Origin of the sequence: Sphingomonas sanguinis (genome assembly GCF_001476905.1) — a bacterium.
GTDB lineage: Bacteria > Pseudomonadota > Alphaproteobacteria > Sphingomonadales > Sphingomonadaceae > Sphingomonas > Sphingomonas sanguinis_B.
Genome location: NZ_LDTE01000040.1, coordinates 1 through 20896, shown reverse-complemented (window position 1 = coordinate 20896; position 20896 = coordinate 1). Strand labels below are relative to the sequence as shown.

Sequence of the window (20896 nt, the reverse complement as noted above, 5' to 3'; positions counted from 1 at the left end):
GAGGGAAAGCCACGGGCGACAGTCTCGGTGAGACACCCTGCCCTCCCCAACCCCTCCCGCCTGCGGGAGGGGCTATCGCTTGGGGTTAGGGAAGGGCCTTCCTCAAACGTCGCGAAATGCGGGCGAGCGCCGCTCCAAATTCGCCCGCACCGCCTCGCGATGGTTCTCCCCTCGCATCAGTGCCAGCTGCTCGGCGCTTTCCATCGCCAGCATGGCTTCCGGCGCGCATCCCATCGCGCCAAACAGCCTTTTGGCGCTCCTGACCGCATCGGGACTGCGCCCGGCGATCTTGCGCGCCAGGGCCAGCGCCTCCCCGCGCGGATCGTCGGACAGCCGGGTGACGAACCCCGCCGCCAGCGCCTCGGCCGCGTCGAATTCGCGTGCGGTGTAGATCCATTCGCGAAGCGCATCCTCGCGCACCCCGCGCCACAGCGCGAAGCCGCCCATGTCGGGCACGATCCCCCAATGCACCTCACGAATCGCAAAGCGGGTCGCAGGGTGCGCCAGCCGGATATCGGCACCACCCATGATCTGGGTCCCGCCGCCAAAGGCCACGCCATGCACCGCCGCAATGACCGGCACCGCCAGCGTCCGCCAGCCCCACGCCACCTGCTGCACCAGATTGGCGGCCCCATGGCTCCGCACCGCAAGGTCCAGCCCGGCAAGGTCGCCCCCCGCCATCGCCGCCATGTCCAGGCCGGAGCAGAAGCCGTCCCCCTCCCCCGACAGCACCACCACGCGCAGGTCGGGCCGCGCCCCCAGCGTCTTGATCGCTTCGGCCAGCGCGTCGAACATGGCGCGGTCGATCGCGTTCAGCTTCTGCCCGCGCGCCAGTCGGACATCGGCGACGCCCTCCTCGACCGCGATCGTCACCCGGCTTTCCATGTCGCTCTCCTTTTGCGCTTCGTGGCCGCTCGTGTAGACCATGGCCCCATGGGGTTCGATATGGAACGCTTCGTCGCGATGGGCGGCCTGGGCGGCGGGCATGGACGGCATCTGGGCATCGGATACCGCGCGCACGGGGACGACTGGGCGGAGCTGGCGTTGCCCTATGATGCGCGCCTGATCGGCGATCCGGCCAGCGGCGTGCTCGCCTCCGGCCCGATCGTCGCGATGATGGACATGGCGACCAGCGTGGCGGTCTGGCTGAAGCGGGGCAAGTTCGAGCCGCATGTGACGCTGGACCTGCGGGTCGACTATCTGCGACCGGCAATCCCGGAGCGGACCGTGGTCGGGCGCGGCGAATGCTATCGCATCACCCGCAGCATCGCCTTTGTCCGGGGCATCGCGCATGACGGCGATCCCGACGATCCCGTCGCGCATGTCGCGGGCACCTTTATCGGCATGGCCGCATGAGCGCCCCGCGCACCGCCATCGGGCAGGCGATGGTCCTGCCGCCCTATGCCGAGTGGCTCGGCTGTTCGATCGAGTGGGTCGGCGACGTGCCCGAGCTGGTCCTGCCGTTCGGCGAGCATGTGATGGGCTGGCCCGGCCTGCTCCAGGGCGGAGCGATCGCCGGGTTGCTGGAGGTGGCGGGAATCGCCGCGCTCACCCACCGCCTGTCGCAGGAGGGCGGCGGCCGGATCAAGCCGGTGACGGTCACCACCGATTACCTGCGCACCGGCCGCGACCAGCATCCGACGCGCGCGGTCGGCACCATCCTGCGCCTGGGCCAGCGCACCGCCCATATCGAGGCGACCGCCTGGCAGGAGGATCGCGACCGTCCGATCGCGACCGCCCGGCTGAACTATCGCGTCCTGCGCGGCTGAGGCTTGGCCAGGGCCTGTTTGATCGCGGCGTCGGCGACCGGCGCCATGGCGGCATAGCCCGCCGCATTGGGGTGTACCCCATCGGTGCCATAAGCGGGGTTCAGCGCGTCGCCGACATGCAGCACCGACCAGTAATCGGCATAGGTCGCGCCGACACGGGCCGCATAATCCTTCAACCAGCTATTCAGCGTCGCGATGCGCGGTGCAGTCACCAGGCCCGGCTTCCACTCGAAATGGTCGGCGGGCGGGATCGAGGCCAGGATCACGCGGATGCCGTTGGCCTGGGCCAGCTGAACCATCGACATGATATTGCCCTCGACCTGCGCGTCGGTGGTGGGGCCGGTATTGCCCGCAATGTCGTTGGTGCCCGCCATGATCTGCACGACGGCAGGCTTCAGGTCGATCACGTCCTGGCGAAAGCGCAGCAGCATCTGCGAGGTCGTCTGCCCGCTGATCCCGCGCCCGATCCGGCCTTTCACGAAGAATTCCGGCGCGCGGCTGGCCCAGTTCTCGGTGATCGAATCGCCCATGAACACCACGCGCGGCTGTCCCGGCACCGGCGCGGCCAGCGTGGCGTTCGCCTCGCGATAGCGCGCCAGATAGGCGAAGTCGTTGTGCAGCCGCTCCTCCCATTCCCGCGCCCAGCGCTGGCCGTCGGTCTCCTTCTGCTGGGCGAGGGCAGGCGTGGCGAGGGTCAGCGCCATCAGCGCGGTGAGGACCAGGCGGCTCACGGGCGCAGCTCGGCCTGGGTCGCGGTGACGTTCCAGCCGCGAATCGCAACGGTCGGCTTGTCCGCCTTGGCACTGGGGAAGCGAATCTCGATCACGCGGGTCTCTCCGGGCAACAGGGTGACGTAATTGTCGCTGAAATAGGCGGGCAGCACCTGGGTGCCGTCGGCGTTCATCACGGTCAGCTTGGTTTCCACCGCCGGGACCGTGCCGCTGTTGGTCAGGGTGATGTTGGCGGTCGTCTCCTCGCCCTGCCCCTCCAGGCTGGTGTTCGCGGTCAGCGTCGCGGCCCCCATCGTCGTCAGCGCGCGGTAGCCCGCATCGTCCGCCGCCTGCCAATAGGCGTTGGTCGACAGGACCTGCCCGCCCGCATCGGTCGCCTCCAGCCGGACGAGCACCGCCCCCCGCTTCATCGCGGGCGCGAGGTCGAGGGTCAGGGCCGGGGTCACGGCCTCGGCATTGGCGACGACCTTGGCCTCCTGCTCGCCCTCGCTGCGGCCGTCGAGCCCGACGACACGCGCGCGCACCTGCACGCCCTTCAGCGCGTCGCGGGTGTTGTTGACCAGCACGACGCGGTGGTCGGGCAGGTTCATCTGGACATGGATCGGCTCGGCGGCCTTCTTCACGCCGTAAAAGGCGGCGTGCGTGTCATAGTCGGACGAGAAGATCTGCCATGCCGAGGAGGGCCAGGCGGGCTGGGTCATCCACAGCATCCGGCCGGAATTCTCGGTCCAGAGGCCCGCATTCATCCCCTCAAAGATGGCGCGATAGGATTCATACTCCATCATCTGCGCCTTGCGCTCGAAATCCTCGAGGCCCGTGGGCGCGCCGAAACGTTTTTCGAGCGCGTCGGTGAAGCTCTTGACCGCGCCGTTCCCCGTCTGGTGCCAGTCGTGATAGGCCCAGACGTCCCCGATCGGCCAGCGATCCGCCTCGGCCGGGATGGTCCGCTTCCACGATTCCAGCGTCGGCAACGAGGGCGTGCCGACCTCCACCGAGAAGCCCTTGGCAGCGCCCGTGAAATACTCGACCGGCGGCCGCCAGTTATAGGGCCCCGAGCCTTGCAGGTTCACCGCATTGGACGAGGGCATATACAGCCGCGTCCCGTCCTCGACGCGCAGCAGCGTGTCGAGTCCGTTATTGAGAATCGGTTGCGGCACCCCCTCGTTGCGCCCGAACCAGGCGACGATCGAGGGATGATTCCGGAACCGACGCACCACATCGGTCGCATTGGCGAGGAACAGCTGAGGGTCCTCGGCCTCCATATTATAATCCTGGGTCGACTCCCAGAAGTCGGACAGGACCATCAGGCCATATTCGTCGGCCAGGTCGAAGAAGCTCTCCTCGCTATTCTGGCCCACCCAGTTGCGGATGATGTTGAGATGCGCGTCGCGGTGCAGGCGGAAGAACGGCTCCAGATGCGCGCGGTCGACGCGCTTCCTATAATCGTCCATGCCGATATTGCCGCCGCGCGCCGCGATCCGCACGCCGTTGACCCGCAAGGTCAGATAGGGGGCGAGGCGCGGATCGTCGGTGACCTTGGCGACCGCCGCCGACTGGTCGCCGCCCGGCGTGAAGCTCATCGCCCAGCCATTGGCGGTCTTGCGAATGCCCTTGTGGCTGGTGTCGATCAGCTTGGGCCCACCGCGCACCCGGTTGAGGTCCAGCGTCACCCGCTCCAGATCGCCCTCATCGTCGAACAGAGACAGGTCATAGGTCACCTGCCGCATGCCGAAGCGCAACGCCTTGCTATCCGACAGCGCGCCGTCGACCGCCGCCGTAATGGCGAGGTTGTGCAGCGCCGGGTCGCCATAGCCGTTGGGCCACCAGAGACGCGGATTCTTGACCGACAGCTGCGGGAACTCGGACGGCGACAGGACGGCGCGGATCGTCTGGCCCGGCGCGACCGTCACCGGCTTTTCGACGACCACATCGTCGAACACCGCGCGCACCGTCGTCGTCACCGGCGCCTGGCCATTGTTGGTGACCGGCACCGCGATCTCGACATCGGCGACCGAGTTGTCGGGCTTGGGCAGTGTCGTCACGACCTGCGGATCGCCCATCACCGCCGGGCCCGTCGCAGCCAGCGTCACCCCCTGCCACAGCCCGGTATTGCGATCGCGGACGCTCGGTATCCAGTCCCAGCCCTCGGTCGCGACGAAGGTCGGGCCGTCCATCATCTGGACGCCGCCATTCTCGCCGACGCCCGCGGTCATCGATTCCTCATGTGCGATGCCCGGATGCGGCGGCGGCGACACCCGCACCGCGATGGCGTTGCGCCCGGCGGCCAGCGTCACGGGGAAGCGGCCCCGGATGAAGGCCCCCTTCATCGTGCCGGTCATCCGGCCATTGACCCACACCTCGGCCGAGTAATTCACGCCGTTGAAGGTCAGCCACATCTGCCGTCCGGCGGCCTCTGCGGGCGTGTCGAACTCGGTGCGATACCAGTAATCCTGCCGGGCCAGCGTCTCGGGGATGGACAGGTTGTTCAGCCCGACCGCCGGATCGGGATAGACGCCGCGATCGACCAGCGTGGTCAGCACCGTGCCCGGCACGGTCGCGGCATACCATTTGTCCGCATCGTAATTGCCCTGCGACAGGTCCGCGCCGCCGGGGCCGACCTTCGCCGCCTCGATCAGTCGCCAGCCATTGACCGCCCATTGGCCGGTGGCGGTGGAAACCAGCGCGGGGTCCTTCGGCTCGGGCTTGGCGGTGCCGCTGGTCGGGATCGGGGCCTTGGACTGGGGCAGGGTCCAGGCGTCCTGCGGCACCGTCTGCCCCTGCATCTGGCGGGTCTGATAGGGCCAACTGGGGCTGCCAGTCTGGAGAGCCAGTTTTGCCGGATCGGGCGCGCGCCGGGCGGCCAGGCGGAGGGTCAGCGGATCGACAACCTCGCGCACCATACGGAAATCGATGACCTTGCCTGCAAAGACCGGCTGGTAATCACGCGGCGCCAGCGTCGCGACACCGGTGACGGGCTCCAGCGACAAGCCGCGCTGCACCACCTGTCGCCCGTTCACGAACAGGCGCACGACCTTCCCGTCATAGCTGGCGGCGATATGCGTCCATTTGTTGCGATCGGCGTCGCCGCCGCCCTGCACCACCCCCGCCTCGGTCACGAGCGCAGGCTGGCCGTCGACCAGCGCCAGATAGCGGCGCGGCCCCGCCTTGGGATCGCCGAAGCCGCCGATCAGCATCGTCGTACCCTTGCCCTGAACCGTCTTAGGCTGGACCCAGGCGGACAGCGTCCAGCTGGCGGCGGCGACCGGCGTCGCCACGATAGCGCGGCGATAGGCATCGCCCCCCTGCGGCAGGTCGGCATTGATCGGCCCCAGCGGTGTGGCGGGCGCGGGCGTCGTCTGGGCGGAGGCCGCCAGCCCCCAGCACAGCGCCGTCATCGATGCCAGAGCCCCCATCGCTCTTGCCGCCGCCACGCTCATGCCGTCTCCCTTTCTGATCGCCGCCGGATAAAGCAAAGGACGCGCGGTAAAGTCAAAGCCTGACGGCCTAACGCCCGAAGCGGGCAATCGCCTCGGCTATGCCGGTCCACACTGTACCGAGCTGTTCCGGCGTGATCGAATAGGGCGGCATGACATAGACGGTGTTGCCCATCGGCCGGACGAGCAGGTCGCGCTCGCGGAAATGGCCGAGCAGGCGGGGGGCGAGGTCGGAGAGATAATCCTGCCCCGCGCCCAGCTCGAACGCCGCGATGGTGCCGAGCTGCCGGGGGTTGCGGACCGCAGCCTCGCCGCCGGTCGCCGCCAGATGCTGTGCCTGCGCCGTGGCCAGCGCATCGATGCGCGCCTGCACCGGCTCGTCGCGCCAGATCGCCAGATTGGCCGCCGCCGCCGCACAGGCGATGGGGTTGGCGGTATAGCTGGACGAGTGGAAGAACTGCTTCGACCGATCGGTCTCGGACCAATGCGCCTGAAAGATCGCCTCGGTCGCCAGCGTCACCGCCAGCGGCACCGCGCCGCCGGTCAGCCCCTTGGACAGGCAGAGGATGTCGGGCAACACGCCCGCCTGTTCGCAGGCCAACAGCGTGCCGGTGCGTCCCCAGCCGGTCATCACCTCGTCGGCGATGAACAGCACGCCGTGGCGCGTGCAGATGTCGCGCATCGCGGCCAGCGTTTCGGGCGTATAGAATAGCATCCCGCCCGCGCCCAGGACCAGCGGCTCGACGATGAACGCCGCCGCGCCCGCCCGACACTCCGCCTCCAGCGCGTCGAGCGTCGCCTGCACGTCGGTGGGAAAGGGAATGGTGCCGACATCGAAGAGCAGCGGCGCATAGGCGCGGTTATAGACGCCACGTTCGCCGACCGACATCGCCCCGATCGTATCGCCATGATAGCTGTGTTCGAGCACCAGGATACGGTCGCGCGGCTCGCCCCGGTGCAGCCAGTAACCCAGCGCCATCTTCAACGCGACCTCGACTGCCGTCGAACCGGAATCGGAGAAGAACACCCGCGTCAGTTCGGATGGGGTGATCCGCACCAGCTCGGCCGCGACCTCCTCAGCGGGTTCGTGGGTCCAGCCCGCGAAGATGATCTGGTCGAGCTTGCCCGCCTGGGTGGCGATGGCGGCGCTGATGCGCGGATGGTTGTGGCCGTGCGTCGTCACCCACCAGCTGGAGATGGCGTCGATCACCTGACGCCCATCGACCGTGGTCAGCACCGCGCCGCTCGCGGTGGCGACCTTGGGGATCGGCTCGCCCAGACCGTGCTGGGTGAAGGGATGCCAGACCGGCGAGGTCATCGGAAATCCTTGACGTCGAAGTTCGCGGCGAACGCTTCCGCCAGAGTCTCCCGGGTCAGGTTGGCCAGACGCGGCAGGCGGCCGAGCCGCTTGACCCCACCGATCGCGGCGATGGTCGCCTCGCTATCCTCCACCGCGTCCCCGACGAACGCCACGCCCAGGATCGGCACGCCGCGCGAGCGCAGCGCCTCGATCGATAACAGGCTGTGGTTGATCGTCCCCAGTCCCGTCCGCGCGACCAGCACCACCGGGCGGCCCCAATGCGCGAATAGGTCGGCGAAGAGCATCTGGCGGGTGACGGGTACGAGCACGCCCCCCGCCCCTTCCGCGACCAGCGGACCATCGACCTGCGGCAGCGCCAGCCGGTCGCGATCGATCTCCACCCCGTCGATTTGGGCAGCACGGTGCGGCGAGCAGGGGGTCTTCAATCGATAGGCCGAGGGCAGGACCGGGCGGCCGCTGAGCGAAGCAACCGTCTCGGCATCGCCATGCCCCGCTTCGTCGGTTCCCGCCTGGACGGGCTTCCAGTAGTGCGCGCCCAGCGCGCCGGTCAGCGCGGCGGCAAAGACGGTCTTGCCGATTTCGGTATCGGTGCCGGTGACGATGACGGCGCTCATGCCAGAACCTCTTGCAGTGCTTTGTCGAGGGCCAGGATATCCGCGTCCTCGACGTTCAACGTGATGGAAAGCCGCAGCCGGGCCGAACCCACCGGCACGGTCGGCGGGCGGATACCGCGAATGTCGAAACCGCGTTCCTGCAACGCCTCGGCGGCGCGCATGGTGCGGCCATTGTCGTGCAGGATCAGCGGCATGATCGGCGTTCCCTGTGCCAGCGCGCCGTGCGGGCCCAGCCGCTCGCCCGCCAGCGCGATCCGGTCGTGGAGCAGGGTCCGACGCTTGGGCTCGTCGGCCAGGATGCGCAGCGCCTCGCGCACGCCGCGCGCCATCAGCGGCGAGGGCGCGGTCGAGAAGATAAAACCCCGCCCGCGATTGACCAGATAATCCCGCACGATGGCGGGTCCGGCGACCAGCGCGCCCTCACACCCCAGTGCCTTGCCGCAGGTGTGGAGCGTGACGACCCGCTCGCCGGGCGTGGCCAGACCTTGCCCCCGAGTCCCGAAGACGCCGGTGGCGTGCGCCTCGTCTACGATCAGCATCGCGTCATGTTGCTCGGCGACGGTGTACAGCTGGCCAAGAGGCGCGGTGTCGCCGTCCATCGAATAGAGGCTTTCGACCGCGATCCAGACGGTGCCCTTGCCGCCTTGCGCGCGCCAGTCGCGGATCGCCTGCTCGAACGCGGACGGATCGTTATGCGCCGCCACCACGGACTGTGCCCGCGACAGCTTCATCCCTTCGTGCATGCTGGCATGGACCAGCGCGTCATGGACGATCAGGTCGCCGCGCTGGGGCAGCGTCGCCAGCAGCGTGGCGTTGGCGGTATAGCCGGAGGAGAAATAGAGGCTGGCCTCCGCGCCGAAGAAGGCGGCGGCTTCGGCCTCCAGCGCCTCATGCTCCGGGTGATTGCCGCGCAGCAGCCGCGACCCGCCAGAACCGACGGGCACCCCCCCTTCGATCGCCTCGGCGATGGCGGCGGCAAGGCGCGGATGGCTCGCCAGCCCCAGATAGTCGTTGGAAGCGAAATCCCGGCCGCGCTGCGGGGCCAGCCCCCGCAATCGGTCCCGCGCGGCCAGTCGGGCCAGGTCGGCGCGATGAAAGTCCAGCATGGGGGCTTCCCTAACCGGCGGGGTCGGGGAGCGGAACCATGTTTGTGAGTGATTCCCTGGCCTTCGCCGTCAGACCGGCTCAGCCAGCGTCACGATCGACACACCCGGCGTCATCGGCGCGCGGCCGACCAGATGCCGCTCCAGCCGGAAGATCGTCTCGAACGCCTTGTTCAGCGGCGCGGGCGGCGGCGAATCGTCGCTGTCGTCGCGCCCGGTCAACCGCCCGGCGATCCGCGCGGCGGCCGCCAGCGGGAAGAGCAGCGAGTTGAAATAGGTCAGCTTGCGGGGTTTCAGCCCCGCCTTCTCGATCGCCGAGACCAGCGTCCCCTTGGAATAGCGGCGATGGTGATGGTTCACCACGTCATGCGCCGACCACATCCACTGATGCGCAGGCACCGCGATCAGGATCTTGCCGCCCGGCTTCAGGCAGGACTTCATCGCGGCGAGCGCGGCGACATCGTCCTCGATATGCTCGACCACATCGAGCACCGCGATCAGGTCATAGGCCCCGCGCTCGATCCCCGGCAGTTCGGGCAGCGGCGCGGCCTCGACCGGCTTGCCCAGCCGCTGCGAGGCGATCTCGCGGGCGGCAGGATCGATCTCGATCGCGTCCACGCTGCCAAAGCTGGCCAGCATGGGCAGGTTGTGGCCGGTGCCGCAGCCGATCTCCAGGATGCGGGCATGGGCAGGCAGCTTGCCGTAACGGGTCAGGTAATCGGCCAGGATGTCGCGGCGGGCGCGATACCACCAATGGGTGGAATCATGCGCGGCCATGCGGTCGTAAACGATACGGTCCATGAACTTATCCGAAGACCCATTGGCGGTTGAGCGCGAAGGTCGCGATCGGCGTGATCGTGACCACCGGGATCAGCGCGACCCAGGGTTGTTGATGCAAGACACTGGTCGTGAGCCAGGTGAAGACGGCGTTGAGCACCAGTCCGAAGCCCTGGACGACAAGGAATTTCAGATGCTGCCTGCCGCTGGAATCGCGGGTGCCATGCCCGCGAAAGCTCCAGGCGCTGTGCAGGAAGAAGCCGACGATCACCGCGACCAGAAAGGCGGGCGGCACCGCGAGCACCGCTTGTGTCTTCGGCAGGACCCAGGCGGTCAGCGGCAGATAGACCGCCGAATAGACGACCGTCGACAACCCGCCCGCAATGCCGAACCGGATGATCTGGCCCAGCATTCCGCTGTCCCGCATCTGCCCGATCCGATGGTGAAGAAGTGCCAACGCGTCGCCAACCTTGCCCTTTGCGCCGCCCACGATAGAGCGAAGCCTTGGTCCTGCGCCTTAAGCTGCGGGCGGGTATGAGGGAAGCGTCTTTGGAACGTCTGCGGGACGAGATGGATCGCAACTGGCGGCGCTGGGTGCTGGTCGCCTGGGTCGCGGTCGCCGCCTGGTACATGTACGACCGCTGGGGCCAGATTCGCTGGTGGTCGCTGGGCGATACCGACGACAATATGCGGCTGATGCAGGTGCGGGCCTGGATGGCGGGACAGGGCTGGTACGATCTGCGCCAGTATCGGATGAACCCGCCGGTGGGCTTCGACATCCATTGGAGCCGCATCGTGGACCTGCCGATCGCGGGGCTGATCCTGTTCTTCCGGCTGTTCACAACGCCCGCCTGGGCCGAGCGACTCGCCTGTGGTCTGGCGCCGATCCTGCCTTTGTCGATCACCATGCTGGCGATCGCGGCGACCGCGCGGCGGCTGATCGCGCCGCTTGCCTGGCCGCTGGCGATGGTCCTGTTGTTCTGCGCGGGCGCGACCCAGCTGATGTACATGCCGATGCGCATCGACCATCACGGGTGGCAGCTGGCGATGCTGGCCGTCACCGTGGCGGGCCTGTGCGACCCGCAAGCCAAGCGCGGCGGTGCGCTGGTCGGCCTGGCGAGCGCGGTGTCGCTCGCGATCGGGCTGGAGATGCTGCCCTATTCGGCGATGGCGGGGGCGATCCTGACCCTCCGCTGGGTCTGGGATCGGGACGAGGCCGAGCGGCTGGCCGTCTATGCCCTGACGCTGGGCGGGGGGAGCGCAGCGGGGTTCGCGGCCTTTGCCTCCAACGCCAATTACGCCATGCGCTGCGACGCGCTGACCCCGGTGTGGCTGTCGGTGACGGTCGCGGCCGGGGCGCTGCTTTTCCTGCTTGCGCGGATCAATCCGGCATCGCGGGGAGCCCGACTCGGCCTGGCGGTGGTCGCAGGTGCGATGATCGCAGGCGGTTTCGCCAGCCTGTTCCCGCAATGCCTGACCCGCCCCGAACAGGTCAGCCCCGAGTTGCAGCGCAACTGGCTGAACAATGTCCGCGAGGCCAAGCCGATCTACAAGCATCCGCTGCGGGTCGCGATCCCGATGGGGATCATGCCGGTGATCGGGATGATCGGGGCGATCGTCGCGGCGTGGCGGCGGCGGACGATCGGCTGGACGGCGGTGGCGCTGTTCACCATTTTTGCCTGCCTGATGCTGTTGTGGCAGGCGCGCGCGGCCCCGGCGGCGCAGATGCTGGCGGTGCCGGGCATCGCGGCGCTGCTCTGGATGATCCTGCCGCTGCTGCTGCGGCTGCGCTCGCCGCTGCTCCGCGTCCCCGCGATCGTGCTGGCGGTGCTGGTGCCGACCGGGATTGCGGCGACCTGGGTGGTTAAATACCTGCCCTCGGCTCAGCCGACCGCCTACGCCAACCGGGTCAACCGGGCGACCGGGCAGTGCGTGCGCACTTCGGTGCTGACGCGGGTCAACGCCTATCCGGCGGCGACCGTGTTCACCTTTGTCGACCTGGGCCCGCGCCTGATCGTGACGACGCATCACAATGCGATCGCGGGGCCCTATCACCGCAATGGTGATGCGATCCTGGACGTGCAGCACGCGTTCCAGGGCAATGAGGCACAGGCCCACGCGATCATGAAGCGGCACGGCGCGACCCTGCTGCTGATCTGTCCCGACATGGCCGAGTCGACCAATTACCGGGCGCGGGCGCCGGGCGGATTCTACGACCGGCTGGCGCATGGCTGGCAGCCGAGCTGGCTGACCCCGCTGCCGCTGCCCAAGGGGTCGCCGCTCAGACTGTATCGGATCAGCTGATATCCTCCCCGGCACGGGGAGGTGGCAGGCCGAAGGCCTGACGGCAGGGTGTCACCCTCTCGATAGCGGGACACCCCTCCGACGCGCTGCGCGCGCCACCTCCCCTTGCAGGGGAGGAATTAAGATCATTTCAGGCTGACCATCACCCCGTCGATCACGAACTGCACCGCCAGCGCGGCAAGCAGCACGCCCAGCACGCGGGTGATGACCGCCTCGATCTTGGCGCCGAGCAGCCGCATCAGCGGCCCCGCCGCCAGCAGCGCGATCAGCGTCAGGAGCAGGATCGACACCATCGCGCCCAGCACGACGATCGACGCCTCCAGCCCCGAATTGCGGCTCATCAGCAGCATGACGGTCGCGATCGAACCTGGTCCGGCGATCATAGGCATCGCCATCGGGAAGATCGACACGTCCTCCGCCTCGTGCGGATCGTCGGCGACCTTGGCGGCGCGGTCCTCACGCCGCTGGGTGCGTTTCTCGAACACCATCTCCAGCGCGATCAGGAACAGCATGATGCCGCCCGCGATGCGGAATGCCGCCATCTCGATGCCCAGGCCGTGGAGCAGCGCCTCGCCGAACAACGCGAACACGAACAGGATGATGGCGGCCACCGTGACCGCACGGATCGCCATCGCGCGGCGATGCTGGGGCGTCGCCCCCGCCGACAGGCCCGCATAAATGGGCGCACAACCCGGCGGATCGATCACCACGAAGAAGGTGATCAGCGAGGAGATATAGAGTTCGAGCACGGCCTTACAGCGCCGTCTGGTCGATCGCGACGCCCTCGCGCCGACCGGCCGAGACCAGCGTGTTGCGCAGCAGGACCGCGATCGTCATCGGCCCGACGCCGCCCGGCACGGGGGTGATGGCACCGGCACGCTCGGCCGCCGCGTCATATTCGACGTCGCCGACCAGCCCCGTTTCGGTGCGGTTGATGCCGACATCGATGACGCTGGCGCCAGGCTTGATCCACTCGCCCTTGACCAGGCCGGGGACACCGACCGCCGCGACGACGATATCGGCGCGGCCGACCACTTCGGCCAGATTGCGGGTACGGCTGTGCGCGACCGTCACGGTGCAGCTTTCGCCGAGCAGCAGCTGCGCCATCGGCTTGCCGACGATGTTCGAGCGGCCGACGACCACCGCGTCCATGCCCGACAGGCTGGGGTGGATGCTCTTGAGCAGCATCAGGCAGCCCAGTGGGGTGCAGGGCACGAAGCCCTCGCTGCCCGTCGCCAGCCGTCCGGCATTGACGGGGTGGAAGCCATCGACATCCTTGTCGGGGTCGATCGCCTGGATCACCGCCTGCGCGTCGATCTGGCCGGGCAGCGGCAGCTGGACGAGGATGCCGTCGACCGTCGGGTCCTGGTTCAGCTGTTCGACAAGCGCCAGCAGCGTCGCCTGATCGGTATCGGCGGGCAAGCGATGCTCGATGCTCTCCATGCCCGCCTCGCGCGTCGCCTTGCCCTTGGAGCGGACATAGACGCTGGAGGCAGGGTCCTCGCCGACCAGCACGACCGCCAGGCCGGGCGCGCGGCCGGTCGCTTCGCGGAAGGTCGCAACCTGGGCGGCGATGCGGGTGCGGAGGGCGGCGGCAAAGGCCTTGCCGTCGATGATCGTGGCGCTGTTCATGGGTGATCGCCATAAAGCGCCTGGGCGATACGCGCCAGTGTATGCGGGTCGCCCGCGACGTGCAGCCGCTTCAATCGCGCGGTTTCGCCTGCCACGATCGTCACCGCGCGCTTGGCCACCCCGAAATGCTGGGCAACCAGCGGGACCAGTGCCGCATTGGCCGCGCCGTCGACCGGGGGCGCGGACAGGCGGGCGGCGAAATGCTCGTCGGTGCCCTCGCTCAGCGCATCGCGACCGCCGCGCGGCGTGACCCGGACCGCGATCCGAATCCCGTCATCGCATGGGGTCCAGGCGGGCATCAGCCGACGACGACCGCGCCCCCGTACATCGCATTGGCGATCGCGGTATCCAGGATCTTGCCCAGGATGATGACCGCCAGCAGTACGACCATCGGCGACAGGTCGAGCGCGCCGAAATCGGGCAGGATGCGCCGGATCGGGCGATAGAGCGGATCGGTCATCTTCTGCAGCGCGTACCAGACCGAACGGATGAAATCGTTCGAGGTGTTGATGACGTTGAACGCGATCAGCCAGGACAGGATCGCCTGCACGATGATGATCCACCAGACGACGTTGAGCAGTATCTGAAGAATCTGAAGGATGAGGACCAACGTGGGGGCTCCCGAAAACGGATTTCGCCATATCTAGGGCGCGGGCGCGTCGGGAGCAACATGCGGCCATTCTGGTCCTGACGCAGGCGGAACGAACGCCGCCGTCACGCGTCGCACCATCATGACACAGGTTGGGGGATGGCCGCGCTGGACGCGGGTGGCGGCGGGGATGCTGATCGGGGTGCCGCTGCTCCTCCTGTTGGTACTGGCGGTCTTTCCCTGGGGGCTCCTGCGCGACGCCGTGTGTCGCGCGGCGACCGAACGTTTCGGGCGGCCGGTGACGATCGGCTCGGTCCACCGGGTCGACAGCATCGGCTTTCATCCCACCATCGCGGTCGAAGACCTGAAGATCCCGCAGGCCGGTTGGGCCGGTCAGGGCGATTTCGCGCGCGTGAAGCGGGCGGACATCCGCTTTTCCGTCTGGCCCCTGCTGCGCGGAGCTTTTGTCCCGGAGGATATCCGAGTCTCCGGCCTCCGCCTGGCGCTGGTCCGCGACAAGCAGGGCCGCACCAACTGGTCACGCCCCGGCGAGCCCGAAGAGGGCGGCAGTTCGACCGATCTGCAGGGGCTGACCGTCACCGATGGCGTGGTCAGCTACCGCGACGCCAAGGAGGATCGCGAGGCCGTCCTGACCGTCGCCGCCGATCCCGATAAGGGCGTCAGCGCCCAAGGACAGGGCAAGGTGCGCGGAACCCCTGTCCGCATCGCCTTTACCGGCGCGGCGGTGAAGCCCGGCCGCTGGCCCTTCACCGCGACCATTGCGGGGGACCAGCTGAATATGAAGGCGGTGGGGACGATGGACCGGCCGCTCGACACCGATGCGATGACGCTGGACCTGACCGCCCGCGCCGACGACCTGAAACGAATCGATGCGGTGATCGAGGCCGGGCTGTTCCAGACCCGTCCCGTTCAGTTGACCGCGCATGTCCGCCATGAACGTCCGCGCTGGACGATCACCGACTTGAAGGGGCGCATCGGCCGCTCCGACCTGGCCGGGCATCTGACCGTCGACAAGAAGAGTGGCCGCACGCTGCTGGACGGCGAGGTGACCGCGCGGCAGCTGGATTTCGATGACCTGTCCTCCGCGCAAGGCCGCGCCGAGGCCGCTGCGCTCGAACGACGGATCGGGCCGCGCCTGGTGCCCAATACCCGGATCGATATCGGCAAGATCGACACCACCGACGGCACCATCCGATTCAAGGTCGGCCGGGTGGTCAGCGCGCAAGGGCCCTCCGCCATCACCGGCCTGTCGGGGCGGATGGTGATGGACCATCAGCTGCTGACCATCGACGCGATCCGCCTGGCGCTTCGCGAGGGGCTGGTCACCGGGCAGGCGGTGATCGACCAGCGGAACGGCGCGAAGGTCCCGACGCTCTCGCTCGACCTGCGCCTGCGCGGCGCAAGCGTGTTGTCTCTGTCTGGCGAGACGAAGATCACCGGCCGGGTCGCGGCGCGCGCGAAGCTGGCGGGGATGGGCGAGACGGTGCGCGACGCGGTGGGCCGCTCGAACGGTCGGATCGGGCTGGTCGTCGCCAACGGGACGCTGCCCGATCGTTATGCAGTGGCGCTGGGCTTCGACGCAGGGGCGGCGTTCATGGGCGATAGCGGCAAAGCGAGCTTGCGCTGCCTGGTTCTGGGGGTGGACATGACGAACGGCACGGGTCGCGCCAATCCGCTGGTCGTGGACACCTCGCGCAGTCGGCTGGACGGGCGGGGGACCGTGTCCTTCCCCGACGAACGGCTGGCATTGACCCTGACAGGCGCGCCGAAACAAGGCGCGACCCTGCGGCTAGCGGGCGCGGCGACGGTATCGGGCACGCTGGAGAAACCCGACCTCGTCATCCCCAAAGAGGTGAAGTCGGTCGGCAATATCTTCAAGTCGATCGGCCGGGCGATCACCGGCGATACCGGCCCCAAGGCGCAGAATGCGGCCTGCGGCACGCTGGCCCGGCAAGTGCTCCGCTAAGCCTATACGCCCTCGGCCTTGAGTGGCCTGGCGAGCAGCGCCCCGATCACCTCGCCGACGGCCGCGCCCTCCAGCAGGCGGCACACCGCCTCGCACACCGGCATGTCGACGCCCGCCTCCGCCGCCGCCTGGCGCAGCACGGGAGCGGTGAAGGCGCCCTCCGCCACGGTGCGCCGATCAGAGAGCAGGTCGGCAGCCGACCGCCCCTGCCCCAGCCCGACGCCCAGCGAGAAATTGCGCGAGGCGGTCGAGGAACAGGTCAGCACCAGGTCGCCCAGCCCCGACAGACCGGCCAGCGTCTCGGCCCGGCCACCACGCGCCAGCCCGAACCGGGTCATCTCGGCAAAACCGCGCGCGATCAGCGCGGCGCGGGCATTCTGGCCCAGCCCCGCGCCCTCCACCACGCCGCAACCAATGGCGAGGACGTTCTTGATCGCGCCGCCGATCTCGGCACCGGTCACATCGTCGGTGGCATAGGGCCGGAAATGCGGCGCGGCGAGACGCGCGGACAGCGCCTCGCGTAGGTCAGGGTCCTCGCACGCCAGCGTCACCGCCGTCGGCAGCCCCGCCGCCACTTCATGCGCGAAAGTCGGGCCGGACAGCACCGCGATCGGCGCGTCGGGGTGAGTCGCCCGCGCCACCTCGCCGACCAGCCGCCGCGTGCCCGCCTCGATTCCCTTGGAGCAGAGGACCAGCGGCTTGCGGCCCACCGGCATCGTCGCCAGCACCGCGCCCACGGCCTGCGCGGGTGTGACGACCAGCAGCGCGTCCATCTCGGCCATCGCGGCCGGATCGCTCACCGCCTCGATGCTCGGCGAGAGCGCAATATTCGGCAGATAGAGCGGATTGCTGTGCGTGGTGTTGATCGCCTCCGCGACCGCCGGATCGCGCGCCCAGATACGGACCCGCCGATGCCCGTGCGCCGCGACCTGCGCCAGCGCGGTGCCCCAGGCACCCGCGCCGATCACCCCGATCCTCATGCCTTCACCCCCGCGCCGCGCACCGCTTCCGCCGCCGGATCGAGCGGCCAGCGCGCCCTTGCGGGCGTGTCGAGCGGATCGGTCAGCCCTTCGCGGAACCGCTCGACACCCGCCCAGGCGATCATCGCGGCATTGTCGGTGCACAGCCAGAGCGGCGGCGCGACGAAGCGCAGACCGTGCTCGGCCGCGAGTCCCTCCAGCGCGCCCCGGATCACGCCGTTCGCCGCGACGCCGCCCGCGACGACCAGCGCCGTGACCGGCGGGACATTCGCCAGCGCACGCCGCGTCCGGTCGAGCAGGCAGTCGACCACCGCCTGCTGGAAGGACGCGGCGATATCCTCGGGCGAGTGATGGCCGATGGCACGCGCCACCGCGCTCTTGAGCCCTGCAAAGGAGAAATGCGGCTCGGCCGATCCTTTGAGCGGCCGGGGCAGCGGCACCGCATGGGGGTTTCCCTCGCGCGCCGCCGCCTCGACGCGCGGGCCGCCGGGATAACCAAGACCCAGCAGCTTGGCTGTCTTGTCGAACGCCTCGCCCGCCGCATCGTCGATGGTCGTCGCCATCCGGCGATAGCGCCCGACCCCCTCGACCAGCAGCAGCTGGCAATGGCCGCCCGACACGAGCAGCAGCAGATAGGGATAAGCCAGCTCGCGGTCCGACAGGCGCGGCGACAGGGCATGGCCCTCCAGATGGTTGACCGCGATCAAGGGCTTGCCCGCCGCATGGGCCAGCGCCTTGCCGGTGACCAGCCCGACCATCACCCCGCCGATCAGCCCCGGCCCCGCCGTCGCCGCGATCGCATCGACATCGGCCAGCGTCACCCCCGCATCGGCAAAGGCGGCGGCGACCAGCGGCTCCATCGCCTCGACATGCGCGCGCGCGGCGATTTCGGGGACGACGCCGCCGAACGGGGCGTGCGCCGCCTCCTGCCCCAACAGGCGGTGCGCCAGCACGCGGCCGTCATCGGTGACGAGTGCGGCGGCCGTCTCGTCGCACGAGGATTCCAGTCCCAGGATCAGCATGGACCATCCCATAGTCCTTCGCAGGACGGTTGTCGAAGGGGGCCCTGTTGCGGCAAAGGCGGACACATGGTTCGTTTCCGGCTCGGTACGCGCGGTTCGCCGCTGGCCCTCACCCAGGCGCATATGGTGCGCGCGGCACTGGCCGAGGCACAAAGGTGGAGCGAGGACGCGATCGCAATCGTCCCCATCAAGACCACCGGCGACCGGGTGCAGGACCGCGCGCTGGCCGAAATCGGCGGCAAGGCGCTGTGGACCAAGGAACTCGACCGCGCGCTGTATGACCGTGAGATCGACGCGTCGGTCCATTCGATGAAGGATGTCGAGACGATCCGCCCCGACTGGCTGCACATCGCTGCGATGCTGCCGCGTGCCGATGTCCGCGACCGGCTGATCGGCGTCGAGACCATTGCCGAGCTGCCCCCCGGCGCGGTGATCGGCACCAGCAGCCCGCGCCGCCGCGCCCAAATGCTGTCGCACCGGCCCGACCTGACCATCACGCTGCTGCGCGGCAATGTCGACACGCGGCTGGCCGCCGTGGCGAATGGCGATATCGACGCGACTTTGCTCGCCGCCGCCGGGCTCGACCGACTGGGCCGCGCGGTCGGCCATGCGGTGCCAACCGACCAGATGCTCCCTGCGCCTGCGCAAGGCGCGGTCGGGATCGAGACGCGCGCCGACGATGCCGCCGCGACCATGCTGATCGCCTCGATCGACCATGCCGAGACCCATGCCTGCGTCATGGCCGAGCGGTCGCTGCTCGCCGCGCTGGCCGCCGATTGCCACAGCCCGGTCGCGGCGCTCGCCTCGCTGGCGGGCGAGATGCTGACCCTGCGCGCCGAATTGCTGGCGGAGGACGGATCGGCGCGGGTCGGCGGCTGGGTCGAGGGGGCGCTGGGTGAGGAACTGGGTGCACGGCTGGCGGTCGATCTGCTCGACCGCGCGCCGCCCGAGGTGCGCCGCCTGTTCGCCGGGGGTTGAGCCCCATGGCGGTCGTCGTCGTCCGGCCCGAACCCGGCCATGCCGCGACGATCGCCGCGCTGCGCGCCGCCGGGCTGGAGCCGCGCTCGCTGCCGCTCTTCGCGACGCGGGCGGTGGACTGGACGCCGCCCGATCCCGCCACGATCGACGCTCTGCTCTTCACCAGTGCGCAAGCCGTGCGGCTCGCCGGGCCGGGCCTCGCGTCGCTCCAGGCGATACCGGTGGTCGCGGTCGGCCCCGCCACCGCCGAGGCCGCACGCACCGCCGGGCTGTCGGTCGTGCTGACCGGCGCGAAGGATGCCGCCGCCGTGGTCGCGCAGGCGAAGGCCCAGGGGCTGGCCCGTCTACTTCACCTCGCCGGGCGCGACCGGGTGGAAACCGGCGCGATGGTGCGGACCGTCTATGCCGCCGATCCGCTGCCCGTGCCCGCCGAGGCAGTGGCGATGCTGGCGGGCGAGACGGTGCTGCTTCACTCCGCCCGCGCCGCGCGGCGGCTGGCCGAATTGGTCGATAGGGCGGGGCTGTCGCGCGCGCGCCTGTCCCTCGTCGCGATCAGCGCCAAGGTCGCCGAGGCGGCGGGTTCGGGCTGGGCGCGGGTCGCCGTCGCTGCCGCGCCGCATGACGACGCGATGGTCCCCGCCGCGCGGGCGTTGACCCGGACAGCCGCCACGGGGATAAGCGGGGCATGAGTGATTTCGCGCCGATCGACCGACCGCCCCCGCGCGGCCCCCGTACGGGCGCCATCTTCGCGCTACTCCTGATCGCCTTTATCGCCGGGTCGCTGCTGATGGCCTATGCGATGCGCCATCTGTCCTGGTTCGGCGGCACCGATGCCACCACGCATCAGGTGGCGACCGCCAAGCCCGGCACCAATGCCGCACCCGCCAGCGACGCCGCCCATGGTGCCAGCGACCCGGTCGCGCTCGCCACCCGCGAGGCGGCGCTGGCCGCCCAGCTCGCCGCATTGGAGACGCGCGCCGCGACGCTCGCCACCGACACGACGGCGGCAGGCAGCCAGGCGGGGCGCGCCGAGTCGATCCTGGTCGCCGCCGCCACGCGCCGCGCGATCGATCGCGGCCAGCCGCTCGGCTATCTGGAGGAGCAGCTGCGCCAGCGCTTCGGCGCGTCCGCCCCCAGCGCGGTGTCGATCCTGATCGCCAGCGCCCGCCAGCCGGTGACGATCGAGGGATTGCGCGAGAACCTCGACGATCTCGCCCCCGATCTGGTCGTCAATGGCAGCAATGGCTGGTGGGAAGGCCTGCGCCAGGAGCTGGGTCGCTTGATCGTCATTCGCGAGGCCGGGACGCCGTCGTCCAATCCGACCGAAAGGCTGGCCCGCGCGCGCAAGATGCTCGATGGCGGCCAAGTCGAGGCGGCCCGCGCCGAAATCGCCCGTCTGCCCGGCGCCGATGTCGCGCGTGGCTGGCAACGCGCCGCACAACGCTACGTGCTGTCCCACCGGGCGCTCGACGTGATCGAGAATACCGCGCTGGTCGCCGCCATCGCCGCGCCACCCGCGCCCATCGTCACCACTCCGATGGCGGGCACGCCCCCCGCCACGGCCCCCGCCCCACCGGATCCGCCTCCTACACACACCTCCCCTCCCACCACACCTCACAAGACTTCGTATGCCGCCTCCTGTCTGACTACAAGAG

General features: G+C 69.3%; 21 protein-coding genes. 7 read left to right on the top strand and 14 right to left on the bottom strand.

Annotated elements, in window-relative coordinates:
- Positions 1-102 precede the first annotated feature (102 nt).
- Positions 103-885 (bottom strand): crotonase/enoyl-CoA hydratase family protein, encoded by a 783-nt coding sequence (locus tag SB4_RS07435; protein WP_058752067.1) that lies wholly within the window; start codon positions 883-885, stop codon positions 103-105.
- A gap of 60 nt (positions 886-945) precedes the next feature.
- Here SB4_RS07435 and SB4_RS07430 point away from each other — a divergent pair, with 60 nt between their 5' ends.
- Entirely contained in the window at positions 946-1356 is a 411-nt protein-coding gene (locus SB4_RS07430) for a PaaI family thioesterase (protein ID WP_241488525.1), read from the top strand.
- Complete coding sequence (locus SB4_RS07425; protein WP_241488524.1) at positions 1353-1769, top strand: PaaI family thioesterase; 417 nt, start codon at positions 1353-1355, stop codon at positions 1767-1769. Before SB4_RS07430 ends, SB4_RS07425 begins: the two co-directional genes overlap by 4 nt.
- Here the strand turns inward: SB4_RS07425 and SB4_RS07420 are convergent.
- From SB4_RS07420 to SB4_RS07390, 7 genes are all read right to left on the bottom strand, one after another.
- The gene (locus SB4_RS07420) at positions 1748-2500 is read right to left on the bottom strand and encodes an SGNH/GDSL hydrolase family protein (protein WP_058752065.1); all 753 of its coding nucleotides are present in this window, start codon (positions 2498-2500) and stop codon (positions 1748-1750) included. The two genes, SB4_RS07425 and SB4_RS07420, sit on opposite strands and share 22 nt — an antisense overlap.
- Complete coding sequence (locus SB4_RS07415; RefSeq protein ID WP_241488523.1) at positions 2497-5937, bottom strand: glycosyl hydrolase 2 galactose-binding domain-containing protein; 3441 nt, start codon at positions 5935-5937, stop codon at positions 2497-2499. The genes SB4_RS07420 and SB4_RS07415 overlap by 4 nt, the downstream gene beginning before the upstream one ends.
- 67 nt (positions 5938-6004) lie before the next feature.
- On the bottom strand, positions 6005-7252 hold the full coding sequence (locus tag SB4_RS07410) for an adenosylmethionine--8-amino-7-oxononanoate transaminase (protein WP_058752063.1): 1248 nt from the start codon (positions 7250-7252) through the stop codon (positions 6005-6007).
- Entirely contained in the window at positions 7249-7869 is a 621-nt protein-coding gene (bioD, locus tag SB4_RS07405) for a dethiobiotin synthase (protein WP_058752062.1), read from the bottom strand. The genes SB4_RS07410 and bioD overlap by 4 nt, the downstream gene beginning before the upstream one ends.
- Entirely contained in the window at positions 7866-8975 is a 1110-nt protein-coding gene (locus SB4_RS07400; RefSeq protein ID WP_058752061.1) for an 8-amino-7-oxononanoate synthase, read from the bottom strand. Before SB4_RS07400 ends, bioD begins: the two co-directional genes overlap by 4 nt.
- A gap of 69 nt (positions 8976-9044) precedes the next feature.
- Positions 9045-9773 carry a class I SAM-dependent methyltransferase gene (locus SB4_RS07395; RefSeq protein WP_058752060.1) on the bottom strand — a complete coding sequence of 243 codons (729 nt, stop codon included), beginning with the start codon at positions 9771-9773 and terminating at the stop codon, positions 9045-9047.
- Positions 9774-9777: 4 nt separating this feature from the next.
- On the bottom strand, positions 9778-10161 hold the full coding sequence (locus SB4_RS07390; RefSeq protein WP_058752059.1) for a GtrA family protein: 384 nt from the start codon (positions 10159-10161) through the stop codon (positions 9778-9780).
- Between the two features lie 122 nt (positions 10162-10283).
- On the opposite strand from SB4_RS07390, the gene SB4_RS07385 reads away from it, so the two are divergent.
- Positions 10284-12053, top strand: a complete 1770-nt coding sequence (locus SB4_RS07385) for a hypothetical protein (RefSeq protein WP_058752066.1) — start codon at positions 10284-10286, stop codon at positions 12051-12053.
- 125 nt (positions 12054-12178) lie between these two features.
- Here SB4_RS07385 and SB4_RS07380 read toward each other — a convergent pair whose 3' ends face one another.
- From SB4_RS07380 to SB4_RS07365, 4 genes are read right to left on the bottom strand one after another with little or no spacing between them, the layout of a single operon-like run.
- A complete protein-coding gene (locus tag SB4_RS07380; RefSeq protein ID WP_058717286.1) occupies positions 12179-12802 on the bottom strand; it encodes a MarC family protein in 624 nt (207 codons plus the stop codon).
- A 4-nt stretch (positions 12803-12806) separates the two neighbouring features.
- A complete protein-coding gene (gene folD, locus SB4_RS07375) occupies positions 12807-13685 on the bottom strand; it encodes a bifunctional methylenetetrahydrofolate dehydrogenase/methenyltetrahydrofolate cyclohydrolase FolD (protein ID WP_058752058.1) in 879 nt (292 codons plus the stop codon).
- Positions 13682-13984 carry a DUF167 domain-containing protein gene (locus tag SB4_RS07370; RefSeq protein ID WP_058752057.1) on the bottom strand — a complete coding sequence of 101 codons (303 nt, stop codon included), beginning with the start codon at positions 13982-13984 and terminating at the stop codon, positions 13682-13684. Before SB4_RS07370 ends, folD begins: the two co-directional genes overlap by 4 nt.
- The gene (locus SB4_RS07365) at positions 13984-14295 is read right to left on the bottom strand and encodes a YggT family protein (RefSeq protein WP_056438920.1); all 312 of its coding nucleotides are present in this window, start codon (positions 14293-14295) and stop codon (positions 13984-13986) included. The genes SB4_RS07370 and SB4_RS07365 overlap by 1 nt, the downstream gene beginning before the upstream one ends.
- A 121-nt stretch (positions 14296-14416) precedes the next feature.
- Between SB4_RS07365 and SB4_RS07360 the strand changes: the two genes are divergently transcribed.
- Positions 14417-16261 carry an AsmA family protein gene (locus SB4_RS07360; protein WP_082670042.1) on the top strand — a complete coding sequence of 615 codons (1845 nt, stop codon included), beginning with the start codon at positions 14417-14419 and terminating at the stop codon, positions 16259-16261.
- Positions 16262-16263: 2 nt separating this feature from the next.
- On the opposite strand, the gene SB4_RS07355 is transcribed toward SB4_RS07360, so the two are convergent.
- Both SB4_RS07355 and tsaD read right to left on the bottom strand, forming a co-directional pair.
- The gene (locus SB4_RS07355; protein WP_058752055.1) at positions 16264-17241 is read right to left on the bottom strand and encodes an NAD(P)H-dependent glycerol-3-phosphate dehydrogenase; all 978 of its coding nucleotides are present in this window, start codon (positions 17239-17241) and stop codon (positions 16264-16266) included.
- The gene (tsaD, locus tag SB4_RS07350) at positions 17238-18263 is read right to left on the bottom strand and encodes a tRNA (adenosine(37)-N6)-threonylcarbamoyltransferase complex transferase subunit TsaD (RefSeq protein WP_058752054.1); all 1026 of its coding nucleotides are present in this window, start codon (positions 18261-18263) and stop codon (positions 17238-17240) included. Before tsaD ends, SB4_RS07355 begins: the two co-directional genes overlap by 4 nt.
- Positions 18264-18329: 66 nt before the next feature.
- On the opposite strand from tsaD, the gene hemC reads away from it, so the two are divergent.
- The 3 genes from hemC to SB4_RS07335 form a co-directional block, all read left to right on the top strand.
- Positions 18330-19241, top strand: coding sequence for a hydroxymethylbilane synthase (hemC, locus tag SB4_RS07345; protein WP_058752053.1), 912 nt, complete (start codon positions 18330-18332; stop codon positions 19239-19241).
- 5 nt (positions 19242-19246) lie between these two features.
- Positions 19247-19930 (top strand): uroporphyrinogen-III synthase, encoded by a 684-nt coding sequence (locus tag SB4_RS07340; protein ID WP_058752052.1) that lies wholly within the window; start codon positions 19247-19249, stop codon positions 19928-19930.
- Positions 19927-20896, top strand: a 970-nt coding sequence (locus SB4_RS07335) for a hypothetical protein (RefSeq protein ID WP_193753758.1), incomplete at its 3' end; no start/stop codon positions are given. The genes SB4_RS07340 and SB4_RS07335, both read left to right, overlap by 4 nt.

Coding starts and splice junctions, on each gene's coding strand:
- SB4_RS07435 (WP_058752067.1), bottom strand. CDS start 885: ATGGAAAGCCGGGTGACGATCGCGGTCGAGGAGGGCGTCGCCGATGTC.
- SB4_RS07430 (WP_241488525.1), top strand. CDS start 946: ATGGAACGCTTCGTCGCGATGGGCGGCCTGGGCGGCGGGCATGGACGG.
- SB4_RS07425 (WP_241488524.1), top strand. CDS start 1,353: ATGAGCGCCCCGCGCACCGCCATCGGGCAGGCGATGGTCCTGCCGCCC.
- SB4_RS07415 (WP_241488523.1), bottom strand. CDS start 5,937: ATGAGCGTGGCGGCGGCAAGAGCGATGGGGGCTCTGGCATCGATGACG.
- SB4_RS07410 (WP_058752063.1), bottom strand. CDS start 7,252: ATGACCTCGCCGGTCTGGCATCCCTTCACCCAGCACGGTCTGGGCGAG.
- bioD (WP_058752062.1), bottom strand. CDS start 7,869: ATGAGCGCCGTCATCGTCACCGGCACCGATACCGAAATCGGCAAGACC.
- SB4_RS07400 (WP_058752061.1), bottom strand. CDS start 8,975: ATGCTGGACTTTCATCGCGCCGACCTGGCCCGACTGGCCGCGCGGGAC.
- SB4_RS07395 (WP_058752060.1), bottom strand. CDS start 9,773: ATGGACCGTATCGTTTACGACCGCATGGCCGCGCATGATTCCACCCAT.
- SB4_RS07390 (WP_058752059.1), bottom strand. CDS start 10,161: ATGCTGGGCCAGATCATCCGGTTCGGCATTGCGGGCGGGTTGTCGACG.
- SB4_RS07385 (WP_058752066.1), top strand. CDS start 10,284: ATGAGGGAAGCGTCTTTGGAACGTCTGCGGGACGAGATGGATCGCAAC.
- folD (WP_058752058.1), bottom strand. CDS start 13,685: ATGAACAGCGCCACGATCATCGACGGCAAGGCCTTTGCCGCCGCCCTC.
- SB4_RS07370 (WP_058752057.1), bottom strand. CDS start 13,984: ATGCCCGCCTGGACCCCATGCGATGACGGGATTCGGATCGCGGTCCGG.
- SB4_RS07360 (WP_082670042.1), top strand. CDS start 14,417: ATGACACAGGTTGGGGGATGGCCGCGCTGGACGCGGGTGGCGGCGGGG.
- SB4_RS07355 (WP_058752055.1), bottom strand. CDS start 17,241: ATGAGGATCGGGGTGATCGGCGCGGGTGCCTGGGGCACCGCGCTGGCG.
- tsaD (WP_058752054.1), bottom strand. CDS start 18,263: ATGCTGATCCTGGGACTGGAATCCTCGTGCGACGAGACGGCCGCCGCA.
- hemC (WP_058752053.1), top strand. CDS start 18,330: ATGGTTCGTTTCCGGCTCGGTACGCGCGGTTCGCCGCTGGCCCTCACC.
- SB4_RS07340 (WP_058752052.1), top strand. CDS start 19,247: ATGGCGGTCGTCGTCGTCCGGCCCGAACCCGGCCATGCCGCGACGATC.